The sequence below is a fragment of the Mesorhizobium sanjuanii genome (genome assembly GCF_002529485.1).
Classification (GTDB): Bacteria; Pseudomonadota; Alphaproteobacteria; order Rhizobiales; family Rhizobiaceae; genus Mesorhizobium; species Mesorhizobium sanjuanii.
Genome location: NZ_NWQG01000050.1, coordinates 1 through 13,243, shown reverse-complemented (window position 1 = coordinate 13,243; position 13,243 = coordinate 1). Strand labels below are relative to the sequence as shown.

General features: G+C 64.1%; 11 protein-coding genes. 8 read left to right on the top strand and 3 right to left on the bottom strand.

What is annotated here, in order from left to right; all coding sequences use genetic code 11:
• Nucleotides 1-65 precede the first annotated feature (65 nt).
• A complete protein-coding gene (locus CN311_RS10085; protein WP_097573294.1) occupies nt 66-1,943 on the top strand; it encodes an ABC-F family ATP-binding cassette domain-containing protein in 1,878 nt (625 codons plus the stop codon).
• Between the two features lie 64 nt (nt 1,944-2,007).
• On the opposite strand, the gene CN311_RS10080 is transcribed toward CN311_RS10085, so the two are convergent.
• The 3 genes from CN311_RS10080 to CN311_RS10070 are packed head-to-tail and all read right to left on the bottom strand — an operon-like array spanning nt 2,008 to nt 5,058.
• Nucleotides 2,008-2,835 carry an aldo/keto reductase gene (locus CN311_RS10080; RefSeq protein ID WP_097573292.1) on the bottom strand — a complete coding sequence of 276 codons (828 nt, stop codon included), beginning with the start codon at nt 2,833-2,835 and terminating at the stop codon, nt 2,008-2,010.
• A 25-nt stretch (nt 2,836-2,860) separates the two neighbouring features.
• The gene (locus CN311_RS10075) at nt 2,861-3,742 is read right to left on the bottom strand and encodes an NmrA family NAD(P)-binding protein (RefSeq protein ID WP_097573290.1); all 882 of its coding nucleotides are present in this window, start codon (nt 3,740-3,742) and stop codon (nt 2,861-2,863) included.
• A gap of 35 nt (nt 3,743-3,777) precedes the next feature.
• The gene (locus CN311_RS10070; RefSeq protein WP_097573288.1) at nt 3,778-5,058 is read right to left on the bottom strand and encodes a serine hydrolase domain-containing protein; all 1,281 of its coding nucleotides are present in this window, start codon (nt 5,056-5,058) and stop codon (nt 3,778-3,780) included.
• Nucleotides 5,059-5,253: 195 nt separating this feature from the next.
• Between CN311_RS10070 and CN311_RS10065 the strand changes: the two genes are divergently transcribed.
• From CN311_RS10065 to CN311_RS33835, 7 genes are all read left to right on the top strand, one after another.
• Nucleotides 5,254-6,156: a LysR family transcriptional regulator gene (locus tag CN311_RS10065; protein WP_097573286.1), complete on the top strand. Its 903-nt coding sequence runs from the start codon at nt 5,254-5,256 to the stop codon at nt 6,154-6,156.
• A gap of 136 nt (nt 6,157-6,292) precedes the next feature.
• Complete coding sequence (locus tag CN311_RS10060; protein ID WP_097573284.1) at nt 6,293-8,401, top strand: molybdopterin-containing oxidoreductase family protein; 2,109 nt, start codon at nt 6,293-6,295, stop codon at nt 8,399-8,401.
• Nucleotides 8,402-8,500: 99 nt separating this feature from the next.
• Nucleotides 8,501-9,199, top strand: a complete 699-nt coding sequence (locus CN311_RS10055; RefSeq protein WP_097573391.1) for a DUF2270 domain-containing protein — start codon at nt 8,501-8,503, stop codon at nt 9,197-9,199.
• Between the two features lie 184 nt (nt 9,200-9,383).
• Nucleotides 9,384-11,591, top strand: a complete 2,208-nt coding sequence (locus tag CN311_RS10050) for a cation:proton antiporter domain-containing protein (RefSeq protein WP_097573282.1) — start codon at nt 9,384-9,386, stop codon at nt 11,589-11,591.
• A gap of 100 nt (nt 11,592-11,691) precedes the next feature.
• Nucleotides 11,692-12,474, top strand: coding sequence for a 4-hydroxy-tetrahydrodipicolinate reductase (gene dapB / locus CN311_RS10045; protein WP_097573389.1), 783 nt, complete (start codon nt 11,692-11,694; stop codon nt 12,472-12,474).
• A 351-nt stretch (nt 12,475-12,825) separates the two neighbouring features.
• Entirely contained in the window at nt 12,826-13,062 is a 237-nt protein-coding gene (locus CN311_RS10040; protein ID WP_097573280.1) for a DUF680 domain-containing protein, read from the top strand.
• 65 nt (nt 13,063-13,127) lie between these two features.
• Complete coding sequence (locus CN311_RS33835) at nt 13,128-13,202, top strand: hypothetical protein (protein WP_425351062.1); 75 nt, start codon at nt 13,128-13,130, stop codon at nt 13,200-13,202.
• Nucleotides 13,203-13,243: the final 41 nt, after the last annotated feature.

The following is a 13,243-nucleotide window of genomic DNA, read 5'->3' as shown; positions in this document are numbered from 1 at the left end:
CCCATGCGACCGAACCGGCGCTCCGGGCCTTGCGAAGCGGCGACGTCCTGTGCGAAAGCGCGGCCATGCTTGTTATCAATGACCTTTCGCTGCGGATGGCCGGACGTCTGCTTCTGGACCATGCCTCGCTGACCTTGCCGGCCGGCACCAAGGCCGGGCTTGTCGGCCGCAACGGCACCGGCAAGACGACCTTGTTCAAGGCGATCACCGGCGATTTCCCGTCCGAGACCGGTTCGATCAGCCTGCCGAAGAACACCCGCATCGGTCAGGTCGCGCAGGAAGCCCCGGGCACGGAAGAGCCGCTGATCGAGATCGTGCTCAAGGCCGACCTCGAACGCTCGGCACTGCTCGAAGAGGAAAAGACGGCGACCGATCCACACCGCATCGCCGACATCCACATGCGGCTGGCCGACATCGACGCCCATTCCGCCGAGTCACGCGCGGCCACCATCCTTGCCGGCCTCGGCTTCGATGATGCCGCGCAGCGGCGCCCGGCCTCGTCCTTCTCCGGTGGCTGGCGCATGCGCGTGGCGCTCGCAGCGGTACTGTTTTCCGAGCCGGACCTGCTGCTGCTCGACGAGCCGACCAACTATCTCGACCTCGAAGGCACGCTATGGCTGGAGAACTACGTCTCGAAATACCCGCACACCGTGCTGCTGATCTCGCACGACCGCGACCTGCTCAACCGCGCCGTCAGTTCGATCGTCCATCTCGACCAGAAGAAGCTGACCTTCTGGCGCGGCGGCTACGACCAGTTCGAGCGGCAATATACCGAGCAGAAGGAATTGCAGGAGAAGGGCCGCGTCAAGCAGGAAGCCGCGCGCAAGCATATGGAATCCTTTGTCGAGCGCTTCCGCGCCAAGGCTTCCAAGGCAAGGCAGGCGCAGTCGCGCATCAAGGCGCTGGAGAAGATGAAGCCGATCGCGGCGATCGTGAACGACACGGTGCGGCCGTTTTCCTTCCCCGAGCCGGTGAAAACGGTGGCCTCGCCGATCATCGCGCTGAACAATGTCAATGTCGGCTATACCGAGGGGCAGCCGATCCTGAAGAAGATGACCCTGCGCATCGACGCCGATGATCGCATCGCGCTGCTCGGCGCCAACGGCAACGGCAAGTCGACCTTCGCCAAGCTTCTGTCGGGCCGTCTGAAGCAGGAGAGCGGCACCATGACGGTGGCGCCTGGCTTGAAAGTGGCGATCTTCGCCCAGCATCAACTCGATGATCTCCGGCCGGAGGAAAACGCCTATGAACATGTCCGCCGGCTGATGCCGGAGGCGCCGGAATCGAAGGTGCGCGGCCGCGTCGCCCAGTTCGGCCTGACCACCGAAAAGATGAACACCGCCGCCAAGGACCTGTCGGGCGGCGAGAAGGCGCGTCTTCTGATGGGCCTGTCGGCTTTCGAGGGGCCGAACCTGTTCATCCTCGACGAACCGACCAACCATCTCGACATCGACAGCCGTGAATCGCTGATCCATGCGCTGAACGAGTTTCCCGGCGCGGTGATCCTGATCTCGCACGACCGCCATCTCTTGGAGGCGACGGCCGACCGGCTGTGGCTGGTCAAGGACGGCGCGGTCAATCCCTATGACGGCGACCTCGAGGACTATAAGACGCTGGTGACAGGCGTGTCCGGCGACCGCCGCGAGCGGCGCGAGGCCGAAAAGGCGTCCAAGGCCGACCGCCGTCGCGAGGCCGCGGCGCGCCGCGCCGCCTTCGAGCCGCTAGCCAAGGAGATCCGCGCCACCGAAGCGCTGATGGACCGCATCCGCAAGCGCATCGACCTGATCGAGGACGAACTGGCCAATCCGGCGGTGTACGAAAAGGATCCCTCGACCGCGACGCGGCTGGCCAAGGAACGCTCGCAGCTCGCGCAACAGCTGGCTGGCCACGAGGAGAAATGGCTGACCATGTCGGCCGAGTATGAGGAAGGCACGGCGGAGTAGGAGAGAATTCTTCCCTTCTCCCACAAGGGGCACAACAAGGGGAGAAGGGGAAGGTTGACCCGGTTCATGCAATGGCATCCCATTCCGGTGCGAAAGGCGGCCGGACGAAACGCTGGTCCTTCGGCAGAGCGGCGATAGCGGCGCGATCCTCGTCATCGAGCCGGATGCCGAGCGCGTCGATATTGGACTTCTGGCTTTCGGGGTGCGCGGCTTTCGGGATCACGATGACGCCCTCCTGATCCAGAAGCCAGGCGATGGCCACCTGCGCGGCGCTGCAGCCATGCTTGCGTCCGAGGGCAGCGAGTGTTGCGTCGCTCGCGGCCCGGCCCTGGGCGAGCGGTGCGTAGGCCGTCAAGGGGATGCCGTTGCCGCCCAGGTAGGACAGCATCCGGTCCTGCGACAGGAATGGGTGGTATTCGACCTGGACGCTCGCGATCGGCGCGCCGATCTCCTCCACGGCGCGGCGGATCATCTGCAGGTTGAAGTTGCACACGCCGATCGCACGCGTCAGGCCGCGCTCTCGCAGTGACATCAGCGCCCCCAGCGTCGCCGCCATGTCCATGTCTCTCGACGGCCAGTGGATCATGTACAGATCGACATGGTCGAGCCGCAGTCTGCCCAGGCTGGTGTCAAGGGCCCGGCGGAGCGCATCCGGCGCAAGCTGGTCGTACCAAGCCTTCGTCGTGACGAAGAGCTCGTTCCGGTGTACGCCGGACGCCGACATGGCGGCGCCGACGGCGGCCTCGTTCTCGTACATCGCCGCGGTGTCGATATGCCGGTAGCCGAGCGCAATCGCGCTCTCGACGATCGGCTGGGCGTCGCCCCCTGGCATGCGGAACGTGCCGAAACCGAGGCGCGGAATCGCAACGCCCTGCGTGATGATTGATTCCATTCTGGTCTCCTAAGTCGTGATCATGTCAGGCGGCTGCCTTTGGCCGGCTCGCCTCGACGAGGTCGGCGATGACGCTGTCGAGCGTCGTCGTCCCTTTGACCGCCGACCGGCCGTGATCGCTGAACTCGATCCAGCCATCGTTGAAGCCGTCGAGCATCCGGATCCGAGGCAACGGATTTTGCGTGCCCTGAGAACGAAAGATCTGCTCCCAGTTCTCGCGCGGCACCGTCTCGACGCTGACCGGGCGCTCCAGCACCGTGGCGAAGGCGCGGGCGATGTCGTTGGGCGAGACGCGGGCAGCCCCCTCCAGCTCGACGATCCGCGTCCCGATCCAATCCTCCCGGAGAAGCGCTGCGGCCAGGCGCCCGACATCTTGCGTCGCGACCATCGCGAACAGCTTGTCGGCCGGTTGCAGGAAGCTGCGCAGCACGCCTTCGTCGCACACCGAGGGAACGTCCCAGAGTGCATTCTCCATGAACCAGCCGGGCCTCAGGAAGGTGATGGGAAGACCGATCTCCTGCAGCGACTGTTCCATCAGCGTGCGCGGGGTCAGCAGGTTCTCGTGCGGCGCATCCGCGCCGATGGTCGACAAGCAGACCACCTTGCGGGGACGCGCCTCGGCCAAAGCCGCCGTCACGGCCGCGATGACGCGCTTGGCCTCGGGAAAGCCGGGCTCCGGATCGAACTCGGAGGGCGGCAGGATGAAGACGCCCGTGGCACCTCTGAAGGCTGAAGTCAGGCTTGCCGCATCGTCCATCTCGGCCAGGGCGATGTCACAGCCCCGGGTTCCCCACTCCGCCGCCTTGGCCTCGTCGCGCAGAACGGCGCGGACAGGCAGTCTTTCGGCGAGAAGGCTGCGCGCAAGCGCGCCGCCGACCTTGCCGGTGATTCCGGTGATTGCATACATGGTGTTCTCCAGATGTTGATGTCGACTGTGAGGGCTCAGGCGAGCCCGGCATAAAGGCCGCGCTCGAACGCGCCGTAGAGCGCGACGACCCGCTCGTCGTAGAAGGGCAAGATCTGGGTGAAGAGTGCGCCGGTGACGTGCTTCACCGGGTCGAGCCAGAAGTAGCAGTTGAGTAGACCTGCCCAGGAGATGCTGCCGGCGGAGCGCCCGTTCGGTCCCGGCTGCATGTTGATGTCGAATGACAGACCCCATTTATGCGGCTGTCCCGGGAACTGGTCGAAGCTGCGCGAATATGGCGGTTGCGCCGAGTGCATCTCCTGGACGTTCAGCTCGCCGATCTGGTTCTGCATCATCATGGCGACGGTCTCCGGACGCAGGATTCGGACGCCACGCAGCGCGCCGCCGTTCAGCAGCGCCTGCAGGAATGCTATGTAGTCCCGTGGCGTAGAGAAGGCGCCGCCGCCGCCCATGAAGAACTCCGGCCGCTGCGGCATCTCGAAGGGCGCCGGCTCCAGCCCGCCATCGGCACGGCGGCTGTGGAAGCTGGCGACGCGCCGCTTCTGCCCGGTTCCGATCAGGAACCCTGAATCTTTCATGCCGAGCGGAGCAAAGATGTTCTCGCGGAAGTAGATTTCGAGCGATTGGTCCGACACCGCTTCTACCAGCTTGCCGACCCAATCCATGCTGATGCCGTATTCCCACCGCTCGCCAGGTTCGAATTCGAGCGGAGCGGTGAAAGCGGCGTTCTTGCAGGTCGCGATGTCGGGCATGCCCGTCACCTTCTCGTAGCGGGTCAGGGCCTCGCTCCAGATCGAGTAGGTATAGCCGGAGGTATGCGTCAGCAGATGGCGCACCTTGATCGCGCCCTTGGCCGGCCGCAGTCGCGGGGTTCCATCCTCGGCGAAGCCCTCGAGGATTTGCGGAGAGGCGAGCTCGGGCAGGTACTTCGCCGCGTCGTCGTCCAGATGCACGCGGCCCTGTTCGATCAGCTGCATGCAGGCCGTTGCCGTGAAGGCCTTGGTCATCGACAGCAGCCAGAACACCGTGTCGAGCGTCATCGGTGCGCCGGTCGCCACATTCGCCTTGCCGAAGGCACTCTCGTAGACCATGCCTTTCGGCGTGGCCGCGACGGCGATGACGCCGGCCACGTCGTTCTTCGAAACGCCTTCACGCAAGGCGGCGTCGATCGCCTTGAACCGCATTGACGAACCGGCTGGCGTTGTTTTGGCCAAAGCGGGGCTGACCGTATCGAGAGCCAGAACGGCCCCCAGCATTCCCCCGCGCTGAAGCATCGTTCTGCGTGTGAGGTGGGTCATGGCTAACTCCTTTCCGGATCGAAGGAAATCCGACTTGCCGGGCTCTATTGGCCGGCGCTGCGGCGACGCCGTGTTTGTACGTCCCGCCATGGAGTGATTCACGCGCAATAAGATCAGTGTTATCATGACTAAAAATCACCGCTCTTCGCCATCCGGCGAAAGCAGACGGGGCTCGTGGAGGCGAAGGGAGATCGAATGGTTTTCGACACGCGGCTTCTCACCGGCGTCGGGGTCCTGGTAGCGGTTACAGAGGCCGGGAATTTCGCCCGCGCCGCGGAGATGCTTGGCCTGACGCCATCAGGGGTGAGCCGGGCCGTCGCGCGTCTGGAGGCGCGGGTTGGCGTGCGGCTCTTCGATCGCAATCCGCGCGAGGTCAGCCTGACCGAGGAAGGCCGGCGCTTCCATGCGCAGGTGACGCCGCTTCTCGCAGGCCTGGATGAGGCGGCGGCCGATGCCGCGGGCGCGGCGGCGGTCGTGCGCGGCCGGCTCCGCGTATCGGTGGACCCGTGGTTCGCACGCATGGTGCTCGCAGCCGGGCTGCAGCGGTTCCTCGCCCGCTATCCGCTGCTGTTATTGGATTTCTCAACCAGCAATTATCGCGAGGAGATGATGAGCGGCGTGGACGTGGCGGTGCGGTTCGGGCCGCCCGATGCATCATCCCTCATCATACGCAAGCTACTGGAAACCCCGATCCTGACGGTTGCGGCACCGGCCTATCTCGAACGGCACGGCAAGCCGCGATCGCCGCACGACCTCGTCCATCACGAGGCGCTTCTCTTCCGTGATCCTCAGACTGGTCTTCCTTTTCCATGGGAGTTTCACCGAGGCGGGGAGATCGTCGCGGTCAAGGTCTCAAGCCGCCTGGTGTTGGATGATCCTTCCGTCGCGGTAACGGCCTGCGTGGCCGGCCAAGGCATTTTCCAAAGCCTCGCCATCGGCCTGGCGCCGTTCCTGGCACGGGGAGAACTCGTGCCGATCCTGCCGGAGTGGTCGGAAGAACTTTATCCACTCTACGCCTACCATCCCTCGCGCCATCTGCCGCCGGCGAAAGTCAGAGCATTTCTGGATTTTATTCAGGAGATTGCCGTTGGCTTGTGATTGATACCCGGCTTCTGCGGTGACGTCACATCGCGGGATCGCCGTGAGATGCGGTGCCCATTGTGCGCCATTCAAGCGCATTGGCCGCGTGTATCTGGCTCTACACGCCGCCGTCACAAACGGCTAGTTTGCTCGGATGAATCAACACGCCAAGCTCAGGATCGGCCATTCGGCCTGTCCGCATGATTGCCCGTCGACCTGCGCGCTCGAAGTCGAGTTGCTCGACGCCAAGCGCATCGGCCGCGTCCATGGCGCCAAGGCCAACAGCTACACGTCAGGTGTCATCTGTGCCAAGGTCGCCCGCTATGCCGACCGCATTCACCACCCCGACCGGCTGCTGAAGCCGCTGATACGTGCCGGCGCCAAGGGCGATGGCGCCTGGAAGGAGGCGAGCTGGGAGGCGGCGCTTGATCTTGTCGCCGAGAAGTTCATCGCGGCGGAAGAGAAGTACGGCTCGGAGACGGTTTGGCCATACTACTATGCCGGCACGATGGGGCTGGTGCAGCGCGACGGCATCGAACGGTTGCGCCATGCGAAAAGATATTCCGGCTTTTTCAGTTCGATCTGCACCAATCTGGCCTGGACCGGCTGGATGATGGGGGCAGGGGCGTTGCGCGGTCCCGACCCGCGCGAGATGGGCAAATCGGACTGCGTGGTGATCTGGGGCACCAACGCCGTGGTCACCCAGGTCAACGTCATGACCCATGCCGTCAAGGCGCGCAAGGAACGCGGCGCCAGGATCGTCGTCATCGACGTCTACGAGAACGCGACGATGAATCAGGCCGACCTCGGCCTGGTGCTGAAGCCCGGCACCGACGGCGCGCTGGCCTGCGCGGTGATGCATGTGCTGTTCCGCGACGGTCTTGCCGACCGCGTCTATCTGGAAAAGTACACGGACGATCCGCATGGGCTGGAAGCGCATCTGCGGACAAAAACGCCGGAATGGGCGGCCGCGATCACCGGGCTTTCAGTCGCCGAGATCGAAGCCTTTGCCCGTCTGGTCGGTACGACCAAGAAGACCTATTTCCGCCTCGGCTACGGCTTTTCGCGCCAGCGCAACGGCCCGGTCAACATGCACGCCGCGGCCTCGATCGCGGCGGTCACCGGCTGCTGGCAGTATGAGGGCGGCGGTGCCTTCCATTCCAATTCCGGCATCTTCAAGCTCAACCAGGAGCTGCTGGAGGGCACGAAGATGCGCGATCCCTCAATCCGCCATCTCGACCATTCGCGCATCGGCCCGGTGCTGACTGGCGCAGGGGATGCGCTCTATGGCGGCCCGCCGGTGACGGCGATGCTGATCCAGAACACCAATCCGGCCAATGTCGCGCCGGAACAGCGGCTGGTGAAGCAGGGCTTCCTGCGTGACGATCTTTTCACCTGCGTGCATGAGCAGTTCATGACCGACACGGCAAAGCTCGCCGATGTCGTGCTGCCGGCGACGATGTTCCTGGAGCATGATGACATCTACAAGGGCGGCGGCAACCAGCACATCACGCTGGGGCCGAAGCTGATCGACCCGCCGGAAGGGCCGCGCACCAATCATTTCGTCATCGAGGAACTGGGCAAGCGCCTCGGCGTCGCAGACCAGCCGGGCTTTGGCCTGACCGAAAGGCAGCACATCGACATCATCCTGGGCAAGCGCGGGCTGGGCTGTTTCGACAGTCTGAAGGACGACAAGTGGGTCGACCTGCAGCCGGATTTCGAGGCCGCGCATTTCATCACCGGCTTCGGCCATGCCGACAAGAAGTTCCATTTCCGCGCCAACTGGACCGGGCAGGCGGCGCCCAATCGGCCGCCCAAAAGCATGGGCCTGTTCGGACCTGTGGAGCGGTTGCCGGAATTTCCCGATCATGTCGACCTGATCGAGGTTGCGGACGAGGCGCACCCGTTCCGGCTGACGACCTCGCCGGCCCGCAACTTCCTCAACTCGACCTTTGCCGAGACGCCGGTGTCGAAGGCCAGGGAAAGGCGGCCGGAACTCCTGCTGCACCCGGACGACGCGGCAGCACTCGGGCTTGCCGACGGCGATCGCGTCGAGGTCGGCAATCAGCGCGGCGAGGTGGTGCTGCACACGAAACTGTTCGGTGGCATCAAGCGCGGCGTGGTGGTGGCCGAAGGCATCTGGCCGAACAGCGCCCATGAGCGCGGCGAGGGCATCAACGTGCTGACCGGCGCCGACGCGCCGGCGCCTTATGGCGGCGCCGCCGTGCACGATAACAAGGTCTGGCTGCGCAAAGCCTGCTGAAGCATCGGACCCAAAGTGATCGGCGCATTGCCGAACCGGGTATCAGTTCGGAACGATATGCCCATCAGGCTGTTTTTTGGCTGTGGAGGAGATATGGCCATGGCGGATGCATTGGCGGCTCCGGAACCCATCGGCGGAACGCTTTCGTCTGGCGAACTCGTTGCCACGATGTCGCATTTCCATCGCGCCGAGATCGCACGCATGGCTGGATGGCGCGACCGTCTGGATCGCACCAGCAATTGGGCGATAACGGTCGTCGCGGCGATGCTCTCGGTCTCGCTTTCGGCGGCCAGCGCGCATCACGGCGTGCTGTTGTTCGCCATGCTGCTTGTCCTGCTGTTGCTGTGGATAGAGGCGCGGCGATATCGCTTCTTTGACTTCTACCGAGCCCGTGTGCGACAGTTGGAACGCCACTATTTCGCACAGATCTTTTCGCCACAGCCGGATTTCGCGTCGGATTGGGTGCTTATCGTCGGCGAAAGCCTGCGTGCTCCCAAATTTCTCATATCCCAGCGGGTCGCCTTGGCGCGCCGCCTGCGCCGAAACTATATCCACATGCTGATGATCCTGCTGCTTGCCTGGATACTCAAATTGTCGACGCCAAGCCTTCTCACGGAAGGCGACCGTGTCGGCTTCGTCGGCTCGCTGCGCGAGGCGGTCAGCGCGGCTGCGCTTGGGCCGATTCCGGGCCTGGTCATTGTCGTACTGGTCGCCGCCCTCTATTCTGGCCTGGTTGTCACCACCTTCCTGACCGTCGGTGACGACGGAGAGCTCTCCTTCGGCGACGTGCACGTGTAGGTGGCAACGCAAATCGCTGTTGCGCGTTGTTCGGCACGTGCCCTGCGGCGGAGCTTTCATGAATTCTCGGGCGTCGACACGTTCTTTTATTGTCCTGGCGCCTATAGCGGGGGCACTCCTGCTCCTGACGGCGAGCGGGGGTTGGGCAGCGGAAGCGGTGATCGCCGGAGCAAAGCCGTCAGGCATGGGCGGCTCGGGCGAAGGCATTCTTGTTGCCGAAATCGTTCTTCTTCTGCTGATCGGGCGCGGTCTCGGCGAAGTGTTGCAGCGCTACGGCCAGCCGGCGATCATGGGCCAGCTGATCGGTGGCATCCTGCTCGGACCCTCGCTGTTCGGTTGGCTGTGGCCATCCGCGCAGCACCTGATCTTCCCGAGCGACCCCGCGCAGAAGGGCATGATCGACGCCGTCTCGCAACTCGGCATCCTCATGCTGCTTCTGCTCACCGGCATGGAGACGGATCTGCGGCTGGTGCGCCGGGTCGGCGCGGCCTGCGTGTCCATTTCGGTAACCGGCGTCGTCGTGCCGTTCGCTTGCGGCTTTGCGCTGGCGCAATTCCTGCCGGACAGTCTGCTGCCCGATCCAACGCAACGCGTCGTCGCCGGACTGTTCATAGGCACCGCGCTGTCGATCTCGTCGGTCAAGATCGTTGCCATGGTGGTGCGCGAGATGAACTTCATGCGCCGCAATCTCGGCCAGGTGATCGTCTCCTCGGCGATCATCGAGGACACGATCGGCTGGCTGATCATCGCCATCACCTTCGGTATCGCCACCAATGGCCGGCTGGAGTTGCTGCCACTCGTCACGACCGTTGCCGCCGTGGCGGCATTCATGGTGTTCTCATTCACCGTTGGCCGTCGAATGGTGTTCACGCTGATCCGCTGGACCAACGATTCCTTTCGCAGCGAATATGCGGTGATCACCATGATCCTCATCATCATGGGAGTGATGGCGCTGATCACCAACATGATTGGCGTCCATACCGTGCTGGGCGCCTTCGTCGCCGGCATCCTGGTCGGCGAATCTCCCATTCTGTCCAGTCACATCGAGGGCCAGCTTCGCGGCGTTATCACCGCGCTGTTCATGCCGGTCTTCTTCGGCACGGCGGGACTTTCGGCCGATCTCACGGTGCTGGCGGACCCGACGCTGGCGCTGCTTACGGTGGCCCTTGTCGTCATAGCGAGCCTTGGCAAGTTCGGCGGCGCTTTTCTGGGCGGCAGGCTCGCCGGAATGTCGTTCAAGGAGGCGACAGCGGTGGGCTGCGCGATGAACGCGCGCGGCTCGACCGAGGTCATCGTCGCCAGCATCGGACTGTCGATGAACATCCTGTCGCACAATCTCTTCACCATGATCGTCACCATGGCCGTCATCACCACGCTGGCCATGCCGCCCATGCTGCGCTGGGCGCTTGCCCGGCTGCCGGTTGGCCAGGATGAGAAGCAGCGTGTCGAGCGCGAGGCGCTGGATGAATATGGCTTCGTCTCCAAACTGGAGCGGTTGCTGGTGCTGGTCGACGACAGCCGGATCGGCAAGTTCACCGCCTATCTCGCCGGGCTGGTCGGCGGCGGCAGCGGCATGCCGACCACCTTGCTGCATCTCAAGAACGGCCGGCTCGACAGACCAGCCGCCAATAAGGGACCGCAGCGTGCGTTGAAGGAGATCAAGAGGGGCGCGCAAAAGAGCGCCGAGGCCGTGAAGAGAACCGAAGACACGCTGGTCGACAAGGTGCATCTGACGGCACGCACCGAATCCGAGGCCACCGCCGGGATCATTGCCGAGGAGGCCCGCAAGGGTTTCGGCATGCTGCTGGTCGGTCTCGACAATGCCCTGACTGAAAAGGGCTCGTTCACCCGAGCCCTCAACGAGATTACCGACGGGTTCGATGGTCCGCTCTGCCTGGTACTGAATGGCGGCGACGCCACAGACAGGATGCCGACGCTCAAGATCGGCACGAGCATTCTGGTCCCTGTCAACGGCACCGAAGTGGCCCGCCGTGCGGCTGATTTCGCGCTCGCGCTCGCCCGTCCAAATCGGGCAAGGGTCAAGATTCTCTATGTTTCGCAAGGATCAGCCAGGAGCCGCAGAGCGACACCTGTCTCGCATCGCCGCGAGGAGGCTGTGCTCAAGGATATAGCCGATCTGGCCAGCCGCTATGGCGTGCCTGTCGACACGTCGATCCATACCCGCGTCACACCTGACAAGGCGATTATCAGGGAAGTGGCCAAAGGGGCTGCAATCGTCGTGATGGGTGTCACTCAACGTCCCGGCGAAGACCTGTTTTTCGGCGACACGGCGAGCGCGGTGGTGGCGACTTGCGACTGTCCGATTGTGCTTCTGGCCAGCGAACGCATCAAGCGCAATCCCGGCGCTGGCGCGGAACCGGTTGCCGCGTGAAGCCGTGTGGTATGGCATCCCAGACCGGCCGCTACCTCTGAATTTTCAGTTGAGTTCCACTCCCTGTTCCAATAGGGCGTCGTCTTTGGAGAGCCAGCCCTTGCCGCAGCCACCGATCAGGATCGCCGTCGCAGGTGCGCGCGGCCGCATGGGCCGGCAGATGATCGAGGCCGTCGAGACCGACCGGCGGCTGACGCTTGCCGCTTGCTTCCATCGGTCCGAGGTTGCCGGCCACGGTCTGGTCAGCCGAGACGAGGCGTTGGCTGCGGCCGATGTGGTTATCGACTTCACCACGCCTGCCGCCTCGGCTGCGTTGGCGCAAGCCTGCGCCGCGCGTGGCGGTCCAGCGCTGGTGATCGGCTCGACCGGCTTCGACGCCGCCGAGCTAGCCGCCATCGCCGCCGCGTCGAAAGCGATCGCCATCGTGCGTGCCGGCAGTTATTCGCTCGGCCTCAACATGCTGGTCGGCCTGGTCGAACAGGCGGCAAGCGCGCTCGGTCCCGACATCTGCGACATAGAGATCTCAGAAGCGCACCATCGCCACAAGGTCGATGCGCCATCCGGCACGGCGCTGATGCTGGGCGAGGCCGCCGCCAGGGGACGCCGCGTCGAGCTGGACGCAGTCGCAAGGCGCGGTCGCGACGGTGTCACCGGCCCGCGTCCACAAGGCGAAATCGGCTTTGCGGCGATGCGCGGCGGCGGCATTGTCGGCGAGCACAGCGTCTCCTTCTGCGCCGAGGGCGAGATCGTGACGCTTGCGCATGCGGCGCAGGACCGCTCGATGTTCGCGCGCGGCGCCATTGCCGCAGCGTTGTGGGTGGCCGGGCGGACGCCCGGCGAATACGACATGCGCGACGTACTGGGCTTTGATCCCAGGCGCTGAGCCGCCAATCTTCTTTGCCAGGGAGTGCATCACTTTCCGCGACATTGGTAACGAAACCGAACCGTTCGGTTCGATTATGTTGACGCATTGTGCAGCACGGTGTGAACGCTGGCTCAGAAAATCTGGGGGCCCGCGCGCGGCGCATTCGCATAACCATATGATATCGCTTGGAAAGATTATGGCGGAGGTAATCATCCTCCGGTTTTCAACCGCCGTAGCAGAGCTTTTTCAGGCACAACTTCGTGACTGGAAACGGCAGCATTGCCGACCCATCTCGGGGTGGTCCGAGCGACGCGAATTCCTCCCAAGGCACGCCACTTGACGGACACTGAAAATACTGGAGTACCCAAAATGACCAAGATCGCTCTCACCGCCGCCGCCATCCTCGTTGCCACCGGCAGCGCTTTCGCCGGCAGCGACCACTATGGTTCGGACAATGTCAACCAGCCGGCATCCGCTGTTACCGCGCCTGCCAATGTTGACAATTCATACACGGCTTCGATCCGCAAGCCGGTCGAGCATAGCGGCGCCAAGGCGACGTCCGATGCCGTCCAGCCGCAATCCGGCCAGGGCATCTGGGGCCGCTAATCGCGGACCAAAACCAGCCGACTGCCCCTGTTGCCGCGAACATCGACAACTCGTTCACCGCTTCGATGAAGAAGTCGGACGCGTCCGTCCAGAAGCCTGTGACCCAGGGCAGCGACCGCAACCTGTTCGGCAACCGCTGACGGCCACCGGTCCCCAAGACCTCAGAGCGGCGGGCTTGTCC

Coding starts and splice junctions, on each gene's coding strand:
- CN311_RS10040 (WP_097573280.1), top strand. CDS start 12,826: ATGACCAAGATCGCTCTCACCGCCGCCGCCATCCTCGTTGCCACCGGC.
- CN311_RS10055 (WP_097573391.1), top strand. CDS start 8,501: ATGGCGGATGCATTGGCGGCTCCGGAACCCATCGGCGGAACGCTTTCG.
- CN311_RS10050 (WP_097573282.1), top strand. CDS start 9,384: ATGGGCGGCTCGGGCGAAGGCATTCTTGTTGCCGAAATCGTTCTTCTT.
- CN311_RS10070 (WP_097573288.1), bottom strand. CDS start 5,058: ATGACCCACCTCACACGCAGAACGATGCTTCAGCGCGGGGGAATGCTG.
- CN311_RS10085 (WP_097573294.1), top strand. CDS start 66: ATGCTTGTTATCAATGACCTTTCGCTGCGGATGGCCGGACGTCTGCTT.
- CN311_RS10080 (WP_097573292.1), bottom strand. CDS start 2,835: ATGGAATCAATCATCACGCAGGGCGTTGCGATTCCGCGCCTCGGTTTC.
- CN311_RS10075 (WP_097573290.1), bottom strand. CDS start 3,742: ATGTATGCAATCACCGGAATCACCGGCAAGGTCGGCGGCGCGCTTGCG.
- CN311_RS10060 (WP_097573284.1), top strand. CDS start 6,293: ATGAATCAACACGCCAAGCTCAGGATCGGCCATTCGGCCTGTCCGCAT.
- CN311_RS10065 (WP_097573286.1), top strand. CDS start 5,254: ATGGTTTTCGACACGCGGCTTCTCACCGGCGTCGGGGTCCTGGTAGCG.